The sequence below is a fragment of the Anaerostipes hominis (ex Lee et al. 2021) genome (assembly GCF_002270485.1).
Lineage (GTDB): Bacteria > Bacillota > Clostridia > Lachnospirales > Lachnospiraceae > Anaerostipes > Anaerostipes hominis.
On record NZ_NQOG01000004.1, the window covers coordinates 105,267 to 129,270 of the forward strand.

Annotated in this window: 20 protein-coding genes, 1 tRNA gene and 1 pseudogene; 3 read left to right on the forward strand and 19 right to left on the reverse strand. The window is 44.4% G+C overall.

The features are described 5' to 3' along the window. Positions 1-78 precede the first annotated feature (78 nt). A complete protein-coding gene (locus CI597_RS05925) occupies positions 79-963 on the forward strand; it encodes a Cof-type HAD-IIB family hydrolase (protein ID WP_024727015.1) in 885 nt (294 codons plus the stop codon). 55 nt (positions 964-1,018) lie between these two features. Here the strand turns inward: CI597_RS05925 and CI597_RS05930 are convergent, their stop codons facing one another. From CI597_RS05930 to CI597_RS05950, 5 genes are read right to left on the reverse strand one after another with little or no spacing between them, the layout of a single operon-like run. Then, the gene (locus CI597_RS05930) at positions 1,019-1,894 is read right to left on the reverse strand and encodes a putative ABC transporter permease (RefSeq protein WP_024727014.1); all 876 of its coding nucleotides are present in this window, start codon (positions 1,892-1,894) and stop codon (positions 1,019-1,021) included. A gap of 23 nt (positions 1,895-1,917) precedes the next feature. After that, a complete protein-coding gene (mnmA, locus tag CI597_RS05935) occupies positions 1,918-2,988 on the reverse strand; it encodes a tRNA 2-thiouridine(34) synthase MnmA (protein WP_024727013.1) in 1,071 nt (356 codons plus the stop codon). Positions 2,989-2,997: 9 nt separating this feature from the next. Next, positions 2,998-3,435: a Fe-S cluster assembly scaffold protein NifU gene (gene nifU / locus CI597_RS05940; RefSeq protein ID WP_024727012.1), complete on the reverse strand. Its 438-nt coding sequence runs from the start codon at positions 3,433-3,435 to the stop codon at positions 2,998-3,000. A gap of 51 nt (positions 3,436-3,486) precedes the next feature. Beyond that, on the reverse strand, positions 3,487-4,665 hold the full coding sequence (nifS, locus tag CI597_RS05945) for a cysteine desulfurase NifS (protein WP_024727011.1): 1,179 nt from the start codon (positions 4,663-4,665) through the stop codon (positions 3,487-3,489). An 8-nt stretch (positions 4,666-4,673) separates the two neighbouring features. After that, positions 4,674-5,132 (reverse strand): RrF2 family transcriptional regulator, encoded by a 459-nt coding sequence (locus CI597_RS05950; protein WP_024727010.1) that lies wholly within the window; start codon positions 5,130-5,132, stop codon positions 4,674-4,676. Positions 5,133-5,272: 140 nt separating this feature from the next. On the opposite strand from CI597_RS05950, the gene CI597_RS05955 reads away from it, so the two are divergent. Next, positions 5,273-6,571 carry a polysaccharide biosynthesis protein gene (locus tag CI597_RS05955; protein ID WP_024727009.1) on the forward strand — a complete coding sequence of 433 codons (1,299 nt, stop codon included), beginning with the start codon at positions 5,273-5,275 and terminating at the stop codon, positions 6,569-6,571. A 263-nt stretch (positions 6,572-6,834) separates the two neighbouring features. Here CI597_RS05955 and CI597_RS17720 read toward each other — a convergent pair whose 3' ends face one another. The 7 genes and pseudogenes from CI597_RS17720 to CI597_RS05990 all read right to left on the reverse strand — a co-directional run. Then, positions 6,835-9,951: an LPXTG cell wall anchor domain-containing protein gene (locus CI597_RS17720; RefSeq protein ID WP_024727008.1), complete on the reverse strand. Its 3,117-nt coding sequence runs from the start codon at positions 9,949-9,951 to the stop codon at positions 6,835-6,837. A gap of 117 nt (positions 9,952-10,068) precedes the next feature. Beyond that, on the reverse strand, positions 10,069-11,025 hold the full coding sequence (locus CI597_RS05965) for an ABC transporter permease (protein WP_024727007.1): 957 nt from the start codon (positions 11,023-11,025) through the stop codon (positions 10,069-10,071). Beyond that, on the reverse strand, positions 11,022-12,116 hold the full coding sequence (locus tag CI597_RS05970) for an ABC transporter permease (RefSeq protein ID WP_024727006.1): 1,095 nt from the start codon (positions 12,114-12,116) through the stop codon (positions 11,022-11,024). The genes CI597_RS05965 and CI597_RS05970 overlap by 4 nt, the downstream gene beginning before the upstream one ends. Then, complete coding sequence (locus tag CI597_RS05975; protein WP_095142894.1) at positions 12,103-13,659, reverse strand: ABC transporter ATP-binding protein; 1,557 nt, start codon at positions 13,657-13,659, stop codon at positions 12,103-12,105. The genes CI597_RS05970 and CI597_RS05975 overlap by 14 nt, the downstream gene beginning before the upstream one ends. 139 nt (positions 13,660-13,798) lie before the next feature. Beyond that, positions 13,799-14,953: a BMP family ABC transporter substrate-binding protein gene (locus CI597_RS05980; RefSeq protein WP_024727004.1), complete on the reverse strand. Its 1,155-nt coding sequence runs from the start codon at positions 14,951-14,953 to the stop codon at positions 13,799-13,801. Positions 14,954-15,231: 278 nt separating this feature from the next. Beyond that, positions 15,232-16,239, reverse strand: a complete 1,008-nt coding sequence (gene trpS, locus CI597_RS05985; RefSeq protein ID WP_024727003.1) for a tryptophan--tRNA ligase — start codon at positions 16,237-16,239, stop codon at positions 15,232-15,234. Between the two features lie 351 nt (positions 16,240-16,590). Beyond that, positions 16,591-17,631 (reverse strand): annotated as a pseudogene (locus CI597_RS05990) (tyrosine-type recombinase/integrase); the annotation flags it as partial. Positions 17,632-17,678: 47 nt separating this feature from the next. On the opposite strand from CI597_RS05990, the gene CI597_RS05995 reads away from it, so the two are divergent. Beyond that, on the forward strand, positions 17,679-17,957 hold the full coding sequence (locus CI597_RS05995; protein WP_034549087.1) for a hypothetical protein: 279 nt from the start codon (positions 17,679-17,681) through the stop codon (positions 17,955-17,957). Positions 17,958-18,073: 116 nt separating this feature from the next. Here CI597_RS05995 and CI597_RS06000 read toward each other — a convergent pair whose 3' ends face one another. From CI597_RS06000 to CI597_RS06030, 7 genes are all read right to left on the reverse strand, one after another. Further along, positions 18,074-19,516 carry a hypothetical protein gene (locus tag CI597_RS06000; protein ID WP_024727002.1) on the reverse strand — a complete coding sequence of 481 codons (1,443 nt, stop codon included), beginning with the start codon at positions 19,514-19,516 and terminating at the stop codon, positions 18,074-18,076. After that, the gene (locus CI597_RS06005; protein WP_024727001.1) at positions 19,497-20,600 is read right to left on the reverse strand and encodes a hypothetical protein; all 1,104 of its coding nucleotides are present in this window, start codon (positions 20,598-20,600) and stop codon (positions 19,497-19,499) included. The genes CI597_RS06000 and CI597_RS06005 overlap by 20 nt, the downstream gene beginning before the upstream one ends. Further along, positions 20,597-21,511, reverse strand: a complete 915-nt coding sequence (locus CI597_RS06010) for a DUF4097 family beta strand repeat-containing protein (RefSeq protein ID WP_024727000.1) — start codon at positions 21,509-21,511, stop codon at positions 20,597-20,599. The genes CI597_RS06005 and CI597_RS06010 overlap by 4 nt, the downstream gene beginning before the upstream one ends. An 85-nt stretch (positions 21,512-21,596) precedes the next feature. Further along, the gene (locus CI597_RS06015) at positions 21,597-22,259 is read right to left on the reverse strand and encodes a TetR/AcrR family transcriptional regulator (RefSeq protein WP_024726999.1); all 663 of its coding nucleotides are present in this window, start codon (positions 22,257-22,259) and stop codon (positions 21,597-21,599) included. A 315-nt stretch (positions 22,260-22,574) separates the two neighbouring features. After that, positions 22,575-22,647 (reverse strand) — tRNA-Thr (locus tag CI597_RS06020). Between the two features lie 49 nt (positions 22,648-22,696). Next, positions 22,697-23,401: a metallophosphoesterase gene (locus CI597_RS06025; protein ID WP_024726998.1), complete on the reverse strand. Its 705-nt coding sequence runs from the start codon at positions 23,399-23,401 to the stop codon at positions 22,697-22,699. Positions 23,402-23,422: 21 nt separating this feature from the next. Then, on the reverse strand, positions 23,423-24,001 hold the full coding sequence (locus CI597_RS06030) for a sigma-70 family RNA polymerase sigma factor (protein ID WP_024726997.1): 579 nt from the start codon (positions 23,999-24,001) through the stop codon (positions 23,423-23,425). Between the last annotated feature and the right edge of the window lie 3 nt (positions 24,002-24,004).

Genomic DNA, 24,004 nt, shown 5'->3' on the forward strand with positions numbered 1-24,004 from the left:
TCTTAAAGATTTATGAAACTATGTCTTTCTTTTGGCTTTTATGATAGTATATTATTACGAATATGAAGGAGGTTCTATATGATAAAATTAATTTCATCCGACATGGACGGAACACTGCTGGACAGCTACCGCCAGATCACTCAGGTCAATATCGATGCGATCCGCACACTCCAGGAAAGCGGCATCGAATTTATGATCAACACAGGACGCGAATACCAGAATGTGATAGATATTTTAGGAAAAGCAGGCCTTGAATGCGACATGATCTGCAGCAACGGCTCCTGCGGTTATGATAAAGAAGGAAACCTGCTGTTTGAACACTCCATTCCGACAGAGACGGTAAAACAGATCCTCGGGGTATTTCACGAATCCGGCCTGGTTCCGACACCATTTTCCCAGATGGGCCGTATTTCCCTGCTTTCCAGAGAGGAATTAAAAAAATATACGAAAGAAGTCATGATTCCATCCATGCAGATCAATCATCCCGACTTTGTGTATACAGATGAAGAATTTGAAGATTTAATCAGCCAGGTTACCTATGTAGACGGCGAGGCCGGACTGTTCGACAGCGAACACAGGGTTTTAAAGTTCATTTCCCAGTCAACAGAGCCTGATGCGCTGTTAAGGCTCAGGGCAGAATTAGAAAAAATCCCGGGACTTGCCGTAGTGTCCACCGTACCTACGGATATTGAGATCACCTCCTCAGAAGCCCAGAAAGGGATCGGCCTGATGGACTATGCCAAGCGAAAGGGACTGGTTCCGGATGAAATCGTTGCCATCGGAGACAGCGAAAATGACTATTCCATGCTCTCCATTCCGGGGATTCATTCCGTTGCCATGGCAAATGCCACGGAGGCCATCAAAAATATCTGTGTCTATCAGACCCGTGCCAATACGAAGGACGGCATTGCCTATATCATCCGCTGCATTCTCGCAGACCGCGATAATTTTAAACTGACATAAAATACCGTTTTATAAAAGAAGATCTGTAATCCCCTGAGAGGTTACAGATCTTCTTTTATTTTATCTTCATCCGCTTTTTCAGTTCATCCAGTGCCTCTTTATATCTGCCGGAATTAAATGAAGGAAACGCATTCAAAAGTCTCCTGCTGGTCTGACTTTTCTTCTCCGCAATCTCCTGATACCGGCTTTTCAGCTCTTCGATTCTCTGCTCCAGTTCTCCGCTGATCGTATCTTTCCGTTCTTTCAGACCTTCCGATACGGCATTTCTTTTTTCCACCAGTTCCTGGCCCGCCTCATCCAGCTTCTTTTTCGTCTCTTCCTGTTTTTCTACGGCAGACATGACACCAAGATAAATGTTTTCACCCAGCTGCTCTGAGATATTATGCAGTTCTTCTGCGATCTCACTCATTTTGCGCAGTCTCTGGTTCATCCTGAAGATGCCCGCCGCCGTTACCCAAAGATCGGCTATCATGCCGGCCAAAAGCACAATGAGCAGGACACTGCCGAAGAGACTGGGTATCAATCCCACAAATTTGGTAATCAGAGGATGAACCACATAGACGATGAGCATGCAGGCGGCACCCCAGATCAGTGAAAACGGAAGACAGATATATCCGTTTAAATTAAATGGCTGGTCCGAATAATCCCACCATCTGCTGTGGAAAATCTTCTCCAGCGCAAAGCCCGTGACCCACTCAATGGAAGATACGGCTGCGACAGAAGCAATGTACATGAAAAAAACATTGGACTTATACGGCATCAGCAAAGACACCACAAATCCAACGCCGAATCCATAAACCGGACAAATGGGTCCGTTTAAAAACCCCCGGTTCACAAATTTTCTCTGCTTAAATGCAGCAAAAGCTACTTCGCTGCACCAGCCGAGAATTCCGTAAATAAAAAAATATGACAAAAAATAATATACACTCATATTAAATTAAGCTCCCATCGGAATTACAGGATCGTAGCTCCTAAAGCCACATAATCGCCGTCATAAAACACTACCGCCTGTCCCGGGGTCACTGCCCTCTGAGGTTCATCAAACAGGACTTTTATCCTGTCCTTTCCTGCCATGCTCACCGTGCATGAAGCTCCCCTGTGGTTATAGCGGACTTTAGCCTGTAATCTCATCCCGTCTTTAACAGAAGATACCGACATTAAATTCACCTGGTCTCCATAGAGGGTATCTGTCATCAGGTCCGCATTGCTCCCGATCACCACTTCATTTCTCTCTTTATTTATTCGCACAACGTATCCCGGCTGTTTCAGGGAAAGGCCCAATCCCCTCCTCTGTCCCACAGTATAACATACAATGCCCTTGTGGGTTCCGAGGATGTTCCCGTTCATGTCCACAAAATTGCCCGGCCGGATCTTCTGTCCCGTGGTTTCTTCGATAAAGTCTCCATAGCTGCCGTCTACAAAACAGATGTCCTGGCTGTCCGGTTTGTGGGCCACCGGCAGATGTATCTTTTCTGCGATTTCCCTGATCTCATCTTTTGTATATTCACCCACGGGCATCAGCGTCTTGGACAGCTGGTTCTGGGTCAAATTATAAAGAGCATAGGTCTGATCCTTCTCAGGAGTCGCCGAGCGCTTCAGCGTATATCTTCCGTTGGAAAGCTTTTCAATCCTGGCATAATGTCCGGTTGCGATATAATCGGCGCCGATATCCAGAGACCTTTTCAACAGGGATTCCCATTTGACATAGCGGTTGCATGCAATACAGGGATTCGGAGTTCTTCCATCCAGATATTCGTCTACGAAATAATCAATGACATGTTCCTTGAAATCCTGTTTAAAATTCATGACATAATAAGGAATATCGAGCGCCTGGGCCACTCTCCTGGCATCATCCACAGCCGACAGGCCGCAGCACCCTCCGTTTTCTTCTAAAAGTGCCTGCTCCTCATCCTGCCAGATCTGCATGGTGACACCGATCACTTCATATCCCTGTTCTTTCAATAAATAGGCTGCCACGGAGGAATCCACCCCTCCTGACATGCCTACGACTACTTTCTCTTTCACGGATGCCTCCTAGTACTCTTCTTCCACTTCCTCTTCTCCGATATCGGATTTTGGTTTCTCAAGGCCTTCGATCTTAATGCCGTTCTTCTGTGCATAATCCCAGAGAGCCGCATGGATCGCTTCTTCTGCCAAAAGAGAACAGTGCACTTTGACCGGTGGAAGACCATCGAGGGCTTCCATTACCGCCTTGTTTGTGACTTCCAGTGCTTCCTGCACGGATTTGCCTTTCACCAGTTCGGTTGCCATGCTGCTGGTGGCAACCGCAGCTCCGCAGCCGAATGTCTTAAACTTCACATCCCGGATAATCTGGTCGTCATCAATGTCAAAATAGATGCGCATGATGTCTCCGCACTTGGCGTTTCCGACAGTACCTACGCCGCTGGCACCCTCAATCTCTCCTACATTTCTCGGATGCTCAAAATGATCCATAACTTTTTCACTATACATAACAGTACCTCCTGTTTTTCTTCTAAATATAAATCGAGCAAATAAACCCGTTTAATGTTTCTTTACAAAATCTTCATACAGCGGAGACATTTTTCGCAGTTTATCTACGATCTCTTTCAATTTCTCCACAACAAAATCCATATCCTCTTTGGTCGTTTCCTCCCCCAGAGTCATCCTGAGAGATCCATGTGCGATCTCGTGAGGGAGTCCAATGGCTAACAGTACATGTGACGGGTCCAGTGAACCGGACGTGCAGGCTGATCCGCTGGAAGCACAGATCCCCGCCATATCAAGCATGATCAAAAGGGATTCGCCCTCAATAAACTGAAAACTGATGTTGATATTGTTGGGAAGCCTTTTGTCTCTTCCTCCGTTTAACCGGCAATACGGGATCTCTGCCAGAATCCTGCGGACCGCGTAATCCCTCACCTCCTGCTCTTTGGCAGTTCTCTCCTCCATCGTCTCAAAAGCGATCTCGACAGCCTTTCCGAGTCCCACGATACCTGTCACATTCTCTGTTCCGGCCCGGCGCTTACGCTCCTGCGCTCCTCCGTGGATAAACGAGCGAAGTTTCAGTCCTTTGCGGATATACATAAATCCAATGCCCTTAGGTCCGTTCAGCTTATGGCCGCTGGCACTCAGCATATCAATATTCATCTCATCTACATTGATCGGAACCTGTCCGTATGCCTGTACCGCATCTGTGTGGAACAGAACTCCGTGTTCTTTTGCAATCTCTCCGATCTCCTTCACCGGCTGGATCGTTCCTATCTCATTGTTGGCAAACATGACAGTGATCAGAATCGTATCCGGGCGGATCGCCGCTTTTAACTGATCCAGCTTAATATATCCGTTCTCATCCACATCCAGATAGGTCACCTCATAACCGTTTCTCTCCAGATACTGGCAGGTGTGAAGAACCGCATGATGCTCGATCTTGCTTGTAATGATATGTTTTCCCTTTGAAGCATAGGCTTCGGCAGTCTCCTTAATGGCCCAGTTGTCCGCCTCAGATCCGCCGGCCGTAAAGTAAATATCCTGGCTCTGTGTGCCGAGGGATTCGGCAACCCTGTCCCTTACTTCGTTTACTGCCTTTTTTGCCTCAGAAGCCGGTGAATAGACGCTGGACGGATTCCAGAACTTCTCCGTAAAATATGGCATCATCGCTTCTACTACTTCCGGTCTCGCCGGTGTTGTTGCCGCATGGTCTAAATATATGATCTTTTCCATAACTTCTCCTATCTTTCACAATTTCGTTCCGCCGGTTTCCCCTGCTGAACAGCTCTTGCCTCGTCCGCCAGCTCATCTAAATAAATAGAATCCACTGTTTTAGCAATGCTGTCATTGATCCTCTTCCACACAGTTTTTGTCACGCAGTACTTAGAGCCGCTGCATGTTTCCTCTGTATCGGTAAGTTCTGTACAGTCTACCGGCGTCAGATCGCCTTCCAGTGCCCTCAGCACGTCTCCGACTGAAATATCTTCTGCATTTCCCGCCAGAACATATCCTCCCTGGGCTCCCCGGATGCTTTTTACAAGCCCCGCCTTCTTTAACTTGGAAAGAAGCTGTTCCAGGTATCGGATGGATATATCCTGCCGCTCTGATATCGCACTGACAGCCGCAGGTTCATTCTCCCCGAACACCGCAATATCTACGATCGCGCGAAGGCCGTATCTTCCTTTTGTTGATAATTTCATCTCACCACTCCAATCCCGACCAAAATAGTCGGATATCACACTGCTATGTTATCACCTGGGACTTCCGATGTCAACACAATCCCAATCATAACCGCGTATTTCTTGACATACAATAGAACAATATCAATTGGGGAGTTCTTATGAAAAAATCCAGCCCTTTTGTACAAGGTACATTAATTTTAACAGCCGCTAATATTTTTTCCAGATTTATTGGATTCTATAATAGAATATTTCTGGCTGGATTAATTGGTGCCCATCAGATGGGAGTCTATCAATTAATTTTTCCTATTTACCTGGTGGGTTTTGCCCTTTGCTTTCATGGATACGAGACTGCCCTGTCTCAGATCGTTGCCGCTCAGATGGCCAAAGGCCGTCCGGAAAACTGCAGAAAAATCTTGAAGATCACTTTGGCCGTCACGATCCTGCTCTCTGTGATCTGTGCCTGTTTCTTTTATTTCTTTGCCGACGAGCTCTGCATGAAATTTCTCCACGAGAAAGACTGCATCCCCTGCCTCAAAGCCGCTGTTTTTGCCATGCCATTTGTAGGCGTAAAAGCATGTATCCACAGTTACCATATCGGTCTCGGCAAACCCGGCCTCCCGTCTGTCTCACTTTGTATCGAACAAGTGTCCCGGATACTGGGGATTTATGCGGTTTCTGTCACCTTCTTTTTAAAGCTTGAGACACCTGCGCTGATCGCGGTTCTCGGAATGGTCGCCGGAGAAATGGCTTCCTGCCTTTACACTGTCGTTTATCACCTTTTAAAGACAAAGCAGCAAAGCAGCGGACTGCCGGCGGCTTCCTCCAGAAAGCTTTTTGGCAGCCTGCTTTCCCTCAGCTTTCCGCTGACCTGCAACTCCCTCTCCATTACACTGCTGCAGAGTCTGGAAAATATTTTAATTCCGATGATGCTGACCAGGTTTTACTGCAATCAGCACTATTCGGTAGAAGTATATGGTATCCTGACAGGAATGGCGATTCCCTTTATCAACTTTCCGTCCAGCATCACCAACTCCATCTCTGTGATGCTTCTGCCGAAAGTATCAGCCGCGACAGCGGAACAGGATTACCGCACATTACACAGGGCCACCAAATACTCCCTTTCCTTTTGCTTTCTGCTGGGGATCGTAAGTTTCTTTTTATTTTTTACTCTGGGGCCATCTATCGGACTGATCGTATTCCACAGTAAAGAGGCCGGCATGTTCCTGAGGATGCTCTCCTTTTTGTGTCCGGTGCTCTATCTTTCCGGAACCCTGTCGAGTATCCTGAACGGTCTTGGGAAGACCAAAACCACGCTGTTTAACAATTCGGTCTCCCTCCTGCTCAGGATCTCTTTTATCGTATTTGTGGTCCCAATGGTGGGGATCAACGGATATCTCTGGGGACTGATGGCAAGCACTCTTCTGGTGGTCATCATGCATTACCGGAAAATAAAATGAACTCCATACAGCTCCGGGCTTTTTAAAGCGCACAAAAAAGGAAGCTCTTTTTTTCTAACACCTGATAAGGAAGTAATTTAGGAAGTATTAACTGTACTGAATCATCTGGCATTGCAAAGGCACCGTGAAAAAAATCCGATGAATCGAAAGAAATTCGTATTCATCGGATTTTTGCTATCAATTATTTGCTCCGTTTTGATACTTTCAAAGCCTCCGCCCTTTCAGTCGGGATTGCGTTTTAACGCATATGCGGCTTACATGTTTTAACGTTTTCTTTTCAGCTTCAGCGCCAGTACTGCGCCGCCGGATACAATCAGCAGAGCAACCCATATGAAGATATTGCTGGTATCACCTGTCTGCGGAGAGTCTGTATCCGCTTTAGACAGCTTGTCGTTATCTCCGGAGGTTTCAGTACCGCCGGTTGCCGGAATTTCAACAGCCGCTTTCTCATAGCCGCAAACAGAGCATTCCTCATGCTTGATGCCCTTGCCGGTAGCCGTAGCTTCCTTATCGATAGCCCACTGGAATGTGTGAGCCGCTGCAGTATTTTTTTCACCACAGCCTGTGCATTCCTTCCAATGACTATTTTTATCATTCTTCCACTCATTTTCCCAGTTGTGCGATAATACCACTGACTTACCTTTTACCGCGTTATAATGAGCTATATCTTTCGGAGTAAATGTCCATCCGTACGCAGTTCCGCATGCCACAATCTGACTTGCATTATCCCAAGCGAACGTACCCTCAACTTCAGCGCCTAGTGCATTTTTCATCGTGCCTGACAGGGTAACTTCCGACAGAGCCACACCGCTGTTCACGGTGTTAACGGTGGGACTACCGGTGGGATTACCTTTCACGATGCTGTATCGGCGGGAAGCGTAGCAGTATGTCTTGGTATCCGGGTTGTATCCGTTCACAACGAAGGAATATACCCCCGGTTCTGTCGGAGCAATTTTTCTGATCTCCTCCGCAGTCAGTTCACTGCTCTTTTTATTATACAAGTGTGTTCCGGTAAAGAAGCTTCCCTCATCTACCGCATGGAAATGAACGGTAAACTCCGTAATGCTGTTTTGGCTATTTTTACCTTGTGTATATAATGTGGTCAGATTCCGTTCTGTCGGAACGATACCTTTTCCGCTGTACTCATACTCTTGACGGTCTTCAAAGCTCTTCAGAGGTTCTTTATCCCCTTTCAGATACATATCTACTTCGGTCAGTCCTTCTTCATGACAGTTAACATAAAGTACTATTGTATCTTTCGGCTTCCAATTTGTACCTACGGTGCAGAACCGGTAGTTCGGATTTTTCAGTTTCATTTCAACTCGGATACTGTGTGGATTTCCGTTTGCATCTTTCGTCGGGTGTATCGGCAATGTATCTGTCATAATGATATTGCCACTGACATCGTTTATATAGGTATATTCCACATCTCCATATTTTCCCATGCCTGGGGTTAGGTAGATTGGTCGTCTAGAAGTATCTGCTTCATAAGTGCCGTTTGGACCTTTTTTTGTCGGATAAAACCCTAGCAGCTCGCTGATTTTTGGCGCTGTGCCGTCTGCATTCAAGGCATATTCAATGTACGGGAGGCCATCCTTGTTAGTTTCGTTCGGTGTCCCGTAGATGATTGATAACGGTGTGACTGTAGCCTTAGCGCTAATAAAGGCTTTTTCAGTATTATTGATAACAATATAGCAAGTTATAGTTGCTTCGCCAGTTCCTTTAACGACTAAATTATTATCTTTAACAGATAAAACATCTTCATTACTGCTGCGATATTTTACCATATCGCCACTTGGAAGCTTTTTCGCATTAAAGAGTTTCAACAATGAAATGTCTGTTCCATATTCAACGGTTGCTTTATTGTGTTTTTGCAATGCATATTTGCTATCTGATACTTCAGAAAAATCCGTTGAAGGAAATCCATTGTATTGAATATAAAAACTATTTGTTGAACTTTTAATGTTTTGATTTGAGCAAATTCCCCCTACTGTTGCGTTTTGAGTTTCATTGCAAATTATTTCCACATCGGCAAACGTATTAGAAATTTCTGTTGATGCTACACCCGATCCGCAAACGCTGCCAAGTTTTAAGCTGGTCGGGGGGGTTTCAATTTTTGTAGTATCTATTTTAACATTGGATGCCAGGCAGTTTTCAATCTTTCCTGTAACATTAGCGCCCGAGCCTGCCCAGAGACCACCAGCAGTTTTATTGTTTGCAGTATTTCCAATCAGTGCTATATTCGTGTTTAATACTGCGTTATTTTTGAGGTTTACAGATATAGTGCCACCGTAGACAGTACCCTCAATGCCACCGGCATTTAATGTAGCATTGATTTGACAATCTGATACAATGCAATTTTCGATGAAGCTTTCCCAAGTACCGGCATAGTTACCCCCACTAATACCGCCTACACTTTCAGTTCCATTAATTTCACAATTAGTCACTGTACAATTCTTGATGGAACTTCCATATTGCATTCCGCAAACACCACCGGCCCCACGGCTTTCAGCAGTAATTTTACTGTCAGAAACTGAGCAATTTAGGATCTGTGCATTGGTATCTGCGTTGCCGCAAATTAACCCAGCTTTATCACCATTATTGTTGCTGCTATCTGGAGTTTTAATTGCTTTAACAGTAGTATTTTTCACCACGCAGTTCTCAACTATTCCGCCACTAAGCCAGGCAGTAATAGAACCCACATGCCCTCTTACTGCATAAAACCGACAGCCATCAATGGTTACATTAGAAATTGTTCCATGGAGTGCACCAGTAACGCCTCCTGTTGTTCTTCCATCCATCTTGCCTGATACAACTGTATAATTTTCATTAAAAATACAATTTTTGAGTGTGAAATTTTTTGCCACACCATCTCTCTGTGTATTATTGGCTCCAATTTTCCCGAATAGCCCTACGGAAGTAGTCTGATTTCCGGTTCTAATATTGCAAATTGAATGTCCATCTCCATCAAAAACGCCAGAAAAATAGTGGGCTAAAGAAGTAGCCTGGGCTGATTCCTTACCTATTGCAATCCATCCGGCTCCATCATTATAAAAAGCGCCGTTTTCTTCAAAATCGGAGTCATTAAAAACGATATCGTTTGCAAGTTTAAAGTAGCCAGTTATTGATGTTTTTCCATTTTCAGTGTGAGTATGTGTTCTAATTTTATCTAAATCAGCAGGTGTTGAAATTAAATGTGGTTTATCCTGCGAACAATCGACACACTCCTCCCATGAACTGTTATCCGAGAGCTTTGATGCCCTGGTCATCATATCCGCTGCTTTATCCCCTTCCGCAAAAACTGTAGCAGGAAACATAGTCAGCAAAATTGTGATCGCCAGCATAAGCGCCAGCAACTCACTTTGCTTTGCTCGTTTCATAATTGACCTTTCCTTTCTTCAAAAATATTTATAAACCTTTTTATTCTTGTTTTTGCTTATACGTAGTGTACGTGTAGCATAGAAATCGCATTTTTCAATGCTTTTAGGGAAATTCACTTACCGTTCTTCCCGGAAATAGTTTGTCCCGCAGGATGCCGGCTGATTATTTTCTTTTGACTGCCTGACAGAGGAAATTACAAGTACAAGCGCCGTGATCACGAATGGGAGCATATCATAAAATGCATTCGGTATACTGATGATGCTCTTCGGCACATAGTATTTCAAAACGCTGAAACAGCCGAAAGCCAGAGATCCATAGATCGCTTTTACCGGACTCCACGATGCAAAGATAACTAGTGCAACAGAGATCCACCCCAATCCATTGACACAGTTGCTGATCCATACACCTCCGCAGATAATCATAGCAGAATAGGCTCCTCCGATACCGCAGATCCCTCCGCCGATCAGTACATTGATATACTTTGCACGGATAACCCTGATTCCGGCTGCATCGGCAGCACCAGGATTTTCTCCCACTGCCCGGACATTGAGCCCGGTTTTTGTTTTCTGCAGATAGTACCAGCAGATCACAGCTGTCACAATACCGATATATACAAAGATATTGTAGGAAAACAGCAGTTTCCCCAACACCGGGATATCACTCAGCACAGGGATATGCAGATTTGCAATCTGTGCAGAAATGTGTTCCGGAAGTTTTAATGACTGAGTGGCAGAATGATTCAGCATATATTCGCCGATAAAATTTGCAAGTCCCACGCCAAAAATAGTCAATGTAAGCCCCGTTACATTCTGATCCGCCATAAACGTAATCGTCAGGACCGCATAGATCAGTGCCGCCGCCACCCCGGCAGCGAACGCAGCCAGAAGAGCAAGCACAACATTATCCGTCTGATACCCGACCATAAATCCTGCACATGCACCTATCGACATCATACCTTCTACACCCAGATTCAGATGTCCGACCTTTTCGTTCATGATCTCACCGACAGTGCCAAACAGCAGAGGCGTGCCGGCCAGCACTGCTGCCACAAACAAATTCAATACCGTACTCATTTCCCGGCACCTCCTTTTCTTCCGACAAATTTATAACGCACAAAAAACTCACATCCGAGAACAAAAAACAGGATGATCCCCTGAAGAACATCAGCCGAATAGCTGGAAAGCCCATAGGTGGACTGCATAACGCTGCTTCCCTTTTCCAGAATACTGAACAGGAAAGACACGATCACGATTGCAGCCGGATTCAGACGGGCCAGCCACGCTACGATGATCGCCGTAAATCCGACTCCTCCTGCCACAGAGGTTGCCAATGTCATGTCGGAGCCCGTTGCCTGCACCATACCCGCAATACCGCAGATAGCACCACTGAGAAACATGGTCCGCAGCATCATACGCTTTACCGGAATCCCTGCATATTTGGCCGTGGCATGACTGTCTCCCACTACGGAGATCTCATACCCCTGCTTCGTATATTTCAGATAAATATAGACGATCGCCGTGAGCAACAAAGCAATGATCCAGCCGGCCTGGACGCCCAGAACTGAATCCAGCTGTGCGTTGAGATCAAACCTTGCGATCTTGGGAAATCCGGAGGAGGCCGGATCTTTCCACGGGCCGTCCCTCAGATATACGATCACATTCAGAGCGATGTAATTCAGCATCAGAGTAAACAATGTTTCATTGGTATTGAACTTTGCCTTGAAAAACGCCGGTATCAAGCCGAACAGCCCTCCTCCGATCACACTGAATATAAACATAATGATCAGCAGAAGGACATGAGGCATCGCATTTTGATACAGTGCAAAATAGGTGGCAAAAATTGCTCCCATGATGATCTGCCCCTCTGCCCCGATATTCCAGAATCTCATCTTAAATGCCATGGTAACGCCCAGGGAAGAGATCAGCAGCGGTATCATAATGCGGATCGTAGCCTGGACTGCCATCTCACTCCGGAAGGCTCCGCTTATAATTGTCTGATACACAGTAAATGGGTTAAAACCGATGATCAGGAGGAAGATTCCTCCTGCCAGCAGGGCAAGCAGCACGGAAGCAGCGCGCAGGATCATGGTCTTTTTCCGGGAAAGCTCCGCCCGCTTCACTGTACGCAGCAGCGGTTCCCTTCCTGTCTTCTTACTTGCTTCCATCTGTGCTCTCCTCCTTCTCCTCTTTCGTTCCTTTTACTCCTGTCATAAGCAGGCCGACTTCTTCTTTTGTCGTTTTTCTCGCATCCACGATGCCGGAGACTTCTCCGTGACAGAGTACCAAAATACGGTCGCTGATAGATAAGAGCACATCCAGGTCTTCTCCCACCAGCAGCACCGCCACACCCTTTTTCTTCTGCTCATTAAGCAGGTCATATACAGTATAGGAAGAATTGATATCCAGTCCGCGGACCGGGTATGCCGTAAGGAGTACATTCGGCTCTGCAATAATCTCTCTTCCCAGAAGTACTTTCTGTACGTTTCCTCCGGACAGCATCCGCACCGGCGTATCCACACTCGGAGTCAGGATGCCCAGTTCCTTCACCATTTTCTCCGCCATCTTTCTCGGAGTTTTCCGATCTATAAAAATACCTTGCTGATCCTGATAGTGTTTCAGGAGAACGTTGTCCACCATCCCCATAGACGCCACCAGTCCCATGCCAAGCCGGTCTTCCGGTACAAAAGAAATACGAATGCCGCGGCTTCGGATATCCTTAAACGTCATACCCACCAGTTCTTCTTCTCTGTGAACGATGCTTCCTTCTTTGATCTCCGTGAGCCCCGTGATCGCTTCACACAGCTCTTTTTGGCCGCTTCCGGCGATTCCCGCCACTCCTAAGATCTCACCTTCCATCAGTTCAAAATTCACATTGGTAAGACCCGGTGTGCCGTCCGGACGTTCGACGTTCAGATTGCGAATGACGATTTCAGGAACTGCATCGGCCTTCCTTTCGGGACGGTCGATCTCCAGTGTCACCGGACGTCCCACCATCAGCTCTGTCAGCTTTTTCTCATCAATGTCTTTTGTGTCCACGGTCCCGATGCTCTCCCCTTTTCGAAGGATCTCAACACGGTCGCTGATAGCCAGCACCTCATTCAGTTTATGGGTAATGATGACGATGGCACAGCCCTGCTCTTTCATTCTCCGAAGGATCGCAAACAGTTTTTCTGTCTCCTGGGGTGTCAGCACCGCCGTCGGCTCATCCAGGATCAGGATGCTCGCTCCCCTGTATAAGACTTTCAGGATTTCCACAGTCTGTTTTTCACTGACCGACATATTATAGATCTTCTTTTCCGGATCCACCTCCAGGCCAAATTTTGAACTGATCTCTTCGATCTTTGCTTTCAGTTCTTTCGGACGGATTCTCTTTTCTTTTGTCCCAAGCACAATGTTGTCCATCGCACTGTGCACATCCACCAGCTTAAAATGCTGGTGGATCATGCCGATCCCCAGGCCGATCGCATCCGTCGGAGAATTGATGGAAACTTCCTGTCCTCCGATCCTGATGGTTCCGGCATCCGGGTGGTAGATCCCGGAGAGCATATTCATCAGAGTCGTCTTTCCCGAACCGTTCTCTCCGAGAAGGGCAAGGATTTCACCATATTTTACATCCAGATCTACGTTATTGTTTGCCACAACACTCCCAAAAGTCTTTCGGATGCCTTTGCACTCTATGGCATATGTATCCTTCTTCTCCTGTGCCATTTCATCACCTCGTATCATGTGTTTTCTGCCTCTCTTCTTTCATTAAGTTCCAAGAAAGAAGGGCACTGCCTTCTGTTTCAGAATATACAATGCCCTTCTCATTCATCCATGTCTCTCATGGAAATTTCTGCTGCGCTGCTTATTTTACAACGATGTTTTTGAAGTACCAGTTGATTTTTCCTTTGATGTCTTCGTCGCTTAAAGTCTCACCCTTTTTGCCGACCTTCTTGCCGTCGTTGGTCTCGATGACACCGTCAAATACATTGAAATCGCCGGAAAGCATCTTTTCTTTTGCCTCCTCGATCTTCTTTTCTGTACCTGGAGCGATCAGTTTCTTGTTAAGTGGAGCAATGTCAACCAATCCCTCTTTCATGCCGCCGTAGTAAACTTCCGGCTTCCATGTTCCGTCGATGAGCTCCTGAACTGCCTCTGTATAGTAAGCACCCCAGTTCCAAATAGTAGAAGTCAGCGTAGCTTTCGGAGCATCTTTTGTCATATCAGAGTTATATCCAACACCCCATACACCTGCTTTTTCCGCTTCCAGCTGTGGGTTCGGCGTATCACAGTGCTGTCCGATCACGTCACAGCCCTGAGAGATCAGAGCTTTTGCCGCATTTGTCTCTTCATTCGGGTTAAACCAGCTGTTTGTAACTTTTACATATACCTTTGCCTTTTTATTAACAGAGTAAATACCCATGGCAAATGCATCTACGCCCCCGGTAACCTCGGCATTGTCCTTGCCCATAGCGGCAACATATCCGATCTTGTTGCTCTTTGTTTTAAGGCCTGCCGCGATACCGCTTAAATATCTTGCCTGATAAATTCTTCCGAAATAGTTGTTAAAGTTGGAATCATTCTTCTTATATCCGGTTCCGTGAGAGAATGCTACATCAGGATACTCTTTTGCCATAGCTTCCATCGTGTCCATATAGCCCCAGCTTGTACCAAAGATCACATTGCAACCGTCTTCGATGCACTCTTTGATCGCAGTCTCTGTCTTGGTCGGGTCTGTGTCTGTGATATTGGTCTTTCTCACGATCTGGCTGTCTTTCAGACCAAGTTTCTTCTGCATCGCTATGATGCCCTGATCATGTGTATATGTATACCCTGACCCCTCTGAAGGATCAGAGATATGAATCACCCCGATCTTCAGATCTTTCTTTGCAATCTTGAACTGTTTTTTCTCCTCCTTCTTGTCGCTTGTGGTCTTTTTAGAGCCGCAGCCTGTCATCAATCCCAAGACAAGCACTAACGACAAAATAATGCCAGTGACTTTCAAAACTTTTTTCCTCATAAACCTTCCTCCTTCTGCCTGGCTTCCGTCTTGTGCACGGATGCCAAAACTGCGCCTGCGCGCATTAAATGATATTAAAATTATAACAAAAGTGCCTGTCCACTGCAAGGTACTTTTGCCTGCCTATTCAGGCCTCAAATGGCGAGCAATATGATCCCCGAATCAGTTTTCTGTTGCTCATTATAAACTTTCCTTATGCATCAAAAAATCCGGCGAAAACAGCCTCTTAAAGCTGCTCACACCGGATCTTGCTATTTTATACTCATATCCCGCACATATCAGCGGATACGGTCGGGAAATCCCACTTTGTGCTGTACCTTTCTCAATGTCTTCGTCGCATAGTAAGAAGCCTTTTCCCCATTATCTTTTATAATCTTATTCAAATAATCTTTATTCTTCATGATATCGTTATAGCGCTCCTGAATCGGCCGCAGTTCTTCTACAACCGTCTCTCCGACCCGCTCTTTCAGCCTGCCGTATCCCATGCCCTCAAATTCAGCCACTGCTTCCTCGGGTTTCTTCCCATTGATCGCACAGTAGATATCCAGCAGGTTTTTGATGCCAGGCTTCTGTTCAGAATATGCAATGCATGCCTCGGAGTCTGTCACCGCCTTCTTAAACTTTCTCATAATTGTGTCCGGGTCGTCCAAAAGCAGTATATGCGCATTGGCATTCTCGTCAGATTTGGACATCTTTTTCTCCGGCTCCTGGAGGCTCATGATCTTCTGTCCGACTTTGCCGATGTATGCTTCCGGAATCGTGAAGACATCACCGTAAATCTTGTTGAATCTTTCTGCAATATCTCTGGTGATCTCCAGATGCTGCGTCTGATCTTTCCCCACAGGTACCACATCGGACTGAAACAGCAAAATGTCTGCCGCCATCAGTACCGGGTAAGTGAAAAGTCCTGTGTTGATATTTTCCGGATGCTTCTGAGACTTATCTTTAAACTGGGTCATCCGGTTCATTTCCCCCATATAGGTGAAGCAGTTTAAGATCCACATGAGTTCAGCGTGTGCCGAAACGTGTGACTGGTAATAAATACAGTTTTCCACCGGATCAAGTCCTGCCGCTATATAGAGTGCCAAAAGGCTCCTGGCCCTTTTTCTAAGTTCCGAAGGCTCCTGTCTTACTGTAATGGAATGCATGTCCACAACACTGTAAAAACACATATACTGATCTTTATCAATGTCCACCCAGTTTTTTAATGCTCCCAGGTAATTGCCCAATGTAATAGTACCGGTGGCCTGCATGCCGCTGAATAATGATTTCTTTCCGTCTAACATCTGTCGTTCCTTTCTTCCATAAATTTTCTCTGGATTCATCATATCATATTGCAGGAAAGTTTCCAAACGTTCAGCGAAATCTTTTCACAGAACTTTTCAGTCGAGTCCGGAAAATCCTGTTTTAAAATCTTTAGTTCCAGTTTGTGTTACCTCCATATTTCTATTTATGTATTCCTAAATCAAACTATACTTTTTGACTATCTCTTTATAAGTTCTTATATGCTGGTATAGCCTGTATTTACAGGCTTTCCGGCATTTATCATATCGGAAGATGTTCTCAAATATTCTTATATCCCCTCATGTTTCTGCGTTCAAAGGTAGTAGAAAGAGTAGTAAAACCTCTATTTACTACTATGCAATCAGCCGTTCCATTTCCGCTAATGCACTGTCAGAAGTGGCATAAGCATAATAGTTCAACGTCATGTTGATGTTGGAATGTCCTATGATATACTGTAATGCTTTCGGGTTCATTCCGGCGTTTGCTAAATTGGTACAGAACCTATGACGTAAGGTGTGCGGCGTAGTCACGTTCGGTAATGCTTCCTCATGGCACTTGTTGTATTTCTTCACAAGCCCCCGGAACATACTTTCATAGTTTGCCGCCACCTTTGGCAAGCCGTTACGGTTAAGAAAAAGGAATTTACCGTAACCGTCAATAATGATAGGCTTTGCCCGTCCTCTGTTTTTCAGCACTCGCTCGAACGCTTCATATACTTTTGTACTCATGCGAAGCTGCCTGATACCGCTTTTTGTTTTCGGCGTTTCAATGTGATAACCAATTCCCGATACTTTTAAAAGTTGGTGGTCTATGTTGATTAGCCTGTTCTCAAAGTCAATATCATTTTCAGTCAGCCCGCAAAGTTCAGAAATGCGAAGCCCTGTTCCTCACAGTATGATAATCTCGTCATAATACTTCTGATAGACAACATCATTCTGCACAAAGGACAGGAAAGACGCTTCCTGTGTGGGGGATAAGGGAACCTTTGGTTCTGTGTTATCTTCTAACACTGTGTTCAACTGGAAGTCAAACGGATTTTTCCGAATACAATCATCCTGTATGGCTGTGTAAAAGGCAGCTTTCAGAGAACGCTTGTGGTTGTTGATGGTCTTGAACGAGTAGCCTTTTTCTTTCATTCGCAACGCCCATTCTTTCGCGTCAGACAGCTTTACATTTTCAATGCTGCAAGCTCCAAGACTATCTTCTTCCAATATTCGCATGAGCTGTTTGCGCCCCTGTTTGGTTCCATGCCGTATATTCGCCCGGTGTCTTATCTGCTTCGCGTAAAGTTGGCAGACAGTCATTTGTTTTCCTATGGGGTCGATACCGTCGTCAAGGTCTTTCTGAATTTCTTTTTCCTTTTCCCTCAATGAAATATCGTCCCGCTTTCCTGCCCACTATTCATAAGTTAAGCCCCCTTTCCAATCCGGGGGTCGGAGTAGTGTTATCCCCTTTCGGCAGCCCTCCACGACAGCGGCGGGAATATGCCAAAGAAAACAGCAAACTTTTTCAAAAAAGTTTTGCGAAAAACAAAATGCGCCCGACTGCAAAACGCAATCGGGCGCAAAGGAAATATAAACAGCATTATAATGATGTGTGTTCACCTATAAAATCAGAATATCCCGTGGTGGTGGGCGGGCTTTTTTTGAAAAAAGATTTGTCGGTTTATGTCGATACAAAAATAACACGGCAGCACCTCCTTGATACCACCGTGTCCTAAAATGGGCGACTTTAACACACCCTCCGTACTCTAATTTTTCAAAAAAACGGCGGCTTTAATTTATCAAAGCCGCCGACTAACTGGCTATCCCTTAGTCGCCATCTTTTGATAGTTATTTAGTTCATGTTCACCCATTCTAAAATTTCGTTCTTGACTTCATTTAAAATGTTTTGCCCGGTCACACTGTCCTCATTCTGACCTATTAAAGTGCAGTTTAGCGTACACACGTTTTGAAATGTGCTTACAGATAATTGAAAATCGGGTGGTAATCGGTATGTTCCTGTTGTATAGCAGCTTTTAATTTTGCAGCCCTCAAAGAACAGTTTTGTATGCTCTATTCTTCCGAAGTTCGTATAAGAAACAGGGAATAATTGGTAAGTCCATTTAATAATCTGTGCCATAACAGGGTGCGGTATTTTGTGAAACACATAGTCTAACGGGCGTATACCGACAAAACAACGATAACGTGATTTTTGCAGTTGCATTTCTATATGAACTTGCAATAAGGTTTCGTGGAAAGAGTGCTGCGGCTTAATTTCAACAACTATCTTTCTATAAATACCCGTCATGTTTGCTATGCTCAATTTATCCGACATAGACGAAAATCCACGCAAGTCTGCCGGACAGGGAATAACAATGGTCTGTATCTTATGCAAACGGGATATTACACGGGCATAAGCAGTAATAAATATGTCATTGAGCGTTACATTTTGTTTTTTACTTTTGCTGTAAAGAACTGAAAAGTCTTTAGGGCAAATACGGCTACACAAACAGAAATACAGTTTCCCATCGCTGTCCGCCCTTAAAGGTGGAACGGTAATGTGCCGTTGCCGCCGTGTCTGTTCCGTTGGTCGCCCAATATGGATATTCCTTAAAACAGGCGAAATATCTCTGCTATTCTCCAATGAAAAAGAGGGGGTCTGTCCGTTATAAAGGGAAGCCAACAAGTATAGATATTGCAAAAACCCCTCGCCGTCAGTCAGAATGTGGCTCATGCCGATTGTTATTTCATTTTCATCACCATTCATCACAATTTGAAGCTGCGGTTTTTTGCCTAAATCCCATTGTAGCAGGACAGAGGTGCGGCTAATGGTATCGTCCACGGTAAAGCCTTTATCAATAAAGCGTCCTCTTGTAAAATCGTAGGTGTAGAGGATTTCCGGCACATATTGACAGGATCGGGCGATAGCAGACCGCAAACGGCTTATATCTAAATTTCCCTCAACTTCCATGTGGCAATACATAAGAGGATATACCTTGTGTCCGTGTGCTGCTTCGACAAAATCCAAGCTCTCACATTTTGATGTTAGCCTTTTCTCTTTGTTTGCCCTGCTTTGACAGAAACGGATTACTCGCTCCTTAAAACCAATCCCAACTATCCCGATAATCCCCGTGACTAAAAATACGTTCAGAGAAACTTTCCATTCCCCCTGCCGCATAGTTGAGCCAATAATTGTTGAGGAAAGGACAGAGGGAAATAGTACAACGGTTATTCCTACAATAAGCCCTACAAATAAAATGCAATAAACAATCACTCGCTTACGAGTTTTCTTCTCCATACGCATTATCTCCGTTATCTAAAACAATCCTGTCTACAAATTGCAGCTTTCGGTAATAGTCAAGCTCTATAAAATCTGTTGGTCTGACGCGGGCGGCTTTCTGTTCAAAATAATTCAGCCCTGCAATTTCCAACATGGTATATGTGAATTGTGAACAGAACATAATATTGGGTTTCCACGAGAATTTGAATACCAATCCAATTAAGTTATAGGCGCTTCCCTCGTTGTTTATTTCCTGTACCTTGTCAAGCATGGTTTTTTTCTGCTGACGGGTCGCCGGAAGTTGATAAAGCATAATTGACGCGCCTGTTTTCTCTGTCAGATGTTCAAGCAGTTCAGGGTTAAGTCCGGGTGGCCTGATTTTTTCGCCGCCGTTATAGCTGATAATCGTCTGCAAATCTCTGTCAAAAGAAAGTGACACATGGTTAAATAGCCTGTTGGTAAACAGTCCGATTACTTCACTTGACGCACTTTTTGTCTGTGTAATGACAAGATAAATAAAGCCGTCGTTAAAACTTTCAGCAGCTTTTTGAAAATACTCTGCTGTAAGGCTTCCGTTGTTGATGTAAGAAAATGAGCTGTGGCGCGGCAAGTCATGTAAAATTTCCTGCAAATGCGCTTTAGACAATACCTGTCCTGTACTTTTCAGCTTTTCAATTTTAGAAGCTATTTCATTTTTGTTACTCAACAGTTCAGAATAGGTCAATGCCGGATATTCACCTAATACGCAAAAGGGAAAACCATTGCGCCTGTAAAAGAATATCTGCTTAATAATAATGGGAATAAAGATAAACAGTATTCCAAGTAATCGGCATAAACAGCCAATTATACCGTTGTCCTCAAACAAACTGCGTAATACTAAGGTATTGAAAAGTATCTGTACTACCATAACAAGTGCATATATAATAATCTGCACTATTTTTTCCAAAATTGTTGAAGCCGAAAAGAGAGCGTAAAAGAGCAGAAACACAAAGGAAAAAATGTATGCAAGGTTATATTCGGTGTAGCCGCCTCCAAAATAAAACGCGATGCAGGCTAAAATGACTACACCTAATATCAATATGGGAAAAAGCCGCTGTTTCATTGCGTCACCGCTATATTCCCGTTGTTGGTTTCTGTTTTTACCGTGACGGTGGGAGTGCTGCCGACAGTTCCACGGGTAGTACGTCCGTCAATGCTGATACTTTCTTGAAATGATGTAGAAACAGAGCCGTTTTTTGTAGTCGCTTCAAACTCAAATTCCAAATCCTGCGGGAGTATCAATTCAATATCGTCATTCTTGTTAAAAAATGATAGGTCGCCTGTCACTTCGGTATAAGCCACTTTTAGATTGCCGGAATTATTTGCCCGATAGCTTCCAGAGCCGACAGCAGATTTTACATCAATGTCACCACTTGTAGAGGTATAGGTGACAGCTCCGTTAAGCTCCGCACAAGTCACGTTACCGCTGGTGGTATCAAGTCTGATTTGTTCGCCTGTTATGTTCCCTAAATCCAGTTTTCCGCTTGTAGAGGACAGATGAACAACGGAAGCGTCGGCGTTGTCTAATTGTACTGTTCCGGCGGTGCTGTCAATACGAAGCGAGTTTAAGTCTAAGGCTAAATCAGACATATCAATGTTGCCGTCAGTAGTTGTAACAGTAAGGTTTGCCTGATATTCCTGCGGAAGATATACTTCTATGTACCTAGTAAAATTGCTTTTGAAGAATGGCTTTCCACCCTCGCTAACGTGAATACTTCCGCTGTCTTGCTTCACGTCAGCATAATAGCGGCTTTTGTTTTCAGTCATATATTCCTTGATTATTAACTCGTCATTTTCTGATTGGAAAAAGGTAATGTTTTCTTCATCATAAGAGATAGTTACGTCCGAAATACAGTTTAGATTAAATTGCAGCTCGTTTGCCGCTTGTGCAGGAGTAGAGTGTGAGCAGCCCGACAGGGTAAAAAGGCAAGCCGCCATAAGCATACCGTTAATGATTTTTCTTTTCATTTTCATTTTGAAAACCTCTCTTTCTTTAATAAATGAATTATTCATTCATATTGTGGTGAAAAATCAGGGGCAGTTGACTGCCCACTAATTTTTAGGATTTATATGCAGATATAATATTGTCTATGCAGATTTTTTTTGCGAGTTCGGGGGGAATGTCCTGTGTTTCAAAAGACGTGTACCGTATATCCATAGCCCACCATGATAAAATTTCAATAATCAAGGTAGTAGTCAGTTCAAGCTGCTCTAATGGTCGTACCTTGCCGCTTTCAACAAAGGCTGTTAAGTATTGTGTCATAGTTTCAAGAAATTTTTTGCGGTACGCTCTGTAATGCTCTGCTAAAAATTTGAAATCAAATTGATTTTTTTCAATGAATAGACAACCAACTGCATATTGAGCAAGAATGTCAAAAGCGTCAGACACAAGTGTTTCAAGGTCATAATCGACTGCTTTGTTCACAAGGTGCTTTGCAAAATCGCTTCCTGTTTTTTCAAATACGGCAATAATATCATTTTCCAAACCGACAAATAAATCATCTGTAATAGGTCTTTCAAAATTTTGATTGATAAATGCCGGGTCTATGGTACATTTTAAGACAAAGTGCATGATTTCCTTTTTCCCGGCAAAATCGAGATAGATTGTACCAACAGATACACCGACAGCTTTTGCAATATGGCTAATCTGTGTTTTAGAATAGCCTTGCTGTAAGAATAAATACGTTGCAGCGTCTGTGATTGACTTTATGCGATCATTCATGTTCCACCCTCCACTTCTTATGAATGAATTATTCATTTACATAATACCACCACGATATTTTAATGTCAATTACCGTTCAGATAAATTTTCCGGTCGTCGAGTCTGCATATATGCTCTATTAGAATATCTTCATGCAAATTATCCGGCTCAGGATTCACTTCCGAAATAGATTTCAAAATCACCTTGTAAATTGTATCTATATGCTTTTCCTCTCGACTTTGTCTCATGTATTGTTATTATATAGTTTTCGAACGTTTTTAGTAAAAGAAACGGCCCAAACCTATAAAATCATAGTTTGAGCCGTTTCTTACGATAAGCTGATGACGGGAGTTGAACCCGTGACCTCCTCACTACCAATGAGGTGCGCTACCACCTGTGCCACATCAGCAAGACCGTTATTAAATTTATCATACCGATCGATTCTTGTCAATAATTTTTCATATTTTTATATAAAATTCTTCCTGATCATTCAATCTCAGACAGCCAAGATTTTCACCATAGGCGGCCCCGCAGTCAATGGCGATCCTTTGATCCCATTTTGCGATATGAAATGCGGCAGCCTGCTTCCTGGCTTCTTCCGTCAAAGTCCCCGCATAATAAAGCAGTGCGCCTGTAGGCGTATGTCCAAAAATGACGGTATACGGACAGGAGAGGACGGCATTAAAAAACTCCCTGCGTGTCCACAGAAGAGTATCCCGGTCCATCTCTGAGAGCTTCTCCTCTGAATCTCCCAGTGCTGCATCAATGCCGGCATGAACCAAAAGATAACGCTTTCCTTCTACTGTGATCATCCGGTAAAGAGGGAGCTTTCGAACAAACTCGATACACTGCTCCTGTTCTTCTTTCGGAAACGACATAAGAGAAGCTAAAGTAACCCCTCCGCCGTTAAAAAGCCACGTCTCATACCATGATTCCTCATCATCCATAGTTCTTAGGAACATGTCTTCATGGTTTCCCATGAGAAGTTCCATATTCGGCTGTTCCCTTATATATTCCAGCAGCTGGATGCCGTCCGGCCCACGGTCCACCACATCTCCGATAATAAACAATTTATCCTCTGAAGAGAACCGGATCTTCTCCAGCATCTCAAAAAAAGCCCGGCTCTGGCCGTGAATATCGGACAACACATAAACATTCTGCATGTATACTCCCCCTCCGGGTGATTAACTTTCTTCCCCTAATTTTCTGCGGATCCTCTGAATCGCATTGTCGATGGACTTTTTCGGTTTGTCCAGTTTTACGGCAATCTCCACATAATTTTCTCCGCTCAGATAAAGTTCCATCACATCTTTCTCAAAGCCGCTGAGCTTTGTCTCAATTTTCTTATAGTAGTTAGAGATGTTTTCCTTTTGTATCAGAACCTGTTCCGGATTCGTGTCTTCTTCCATAAACTGGTCTTCCTCCCCCTGTTCATTAAACAGTGAGATATAGTTGTTCAATGGACCGTGTTTCTTTCTCTTGGAAGCCGTCACCGTCGTATAAATCTGCCGTTTTACACAAAGTGATGCAAATGTGGAAAATGAAGCGTTCTTTTCGTTGTCATAATTTTTTACAGCTTTAAAAAGACCGATCATCCCTTCCTGGATCAAGTCCTCCTCATCGGCCCCGGCCAGAAAGAACTTCCTGGATTCCCTGCGCACCAGTCCCCCATACCGGTTCAGCAGAAAATCCATCGCCTGATCGTCACCGCTTTTTATCTCATTTAACAGGTCCCTGTCAGAATAATGTTCAAAGTCTTTCATAGT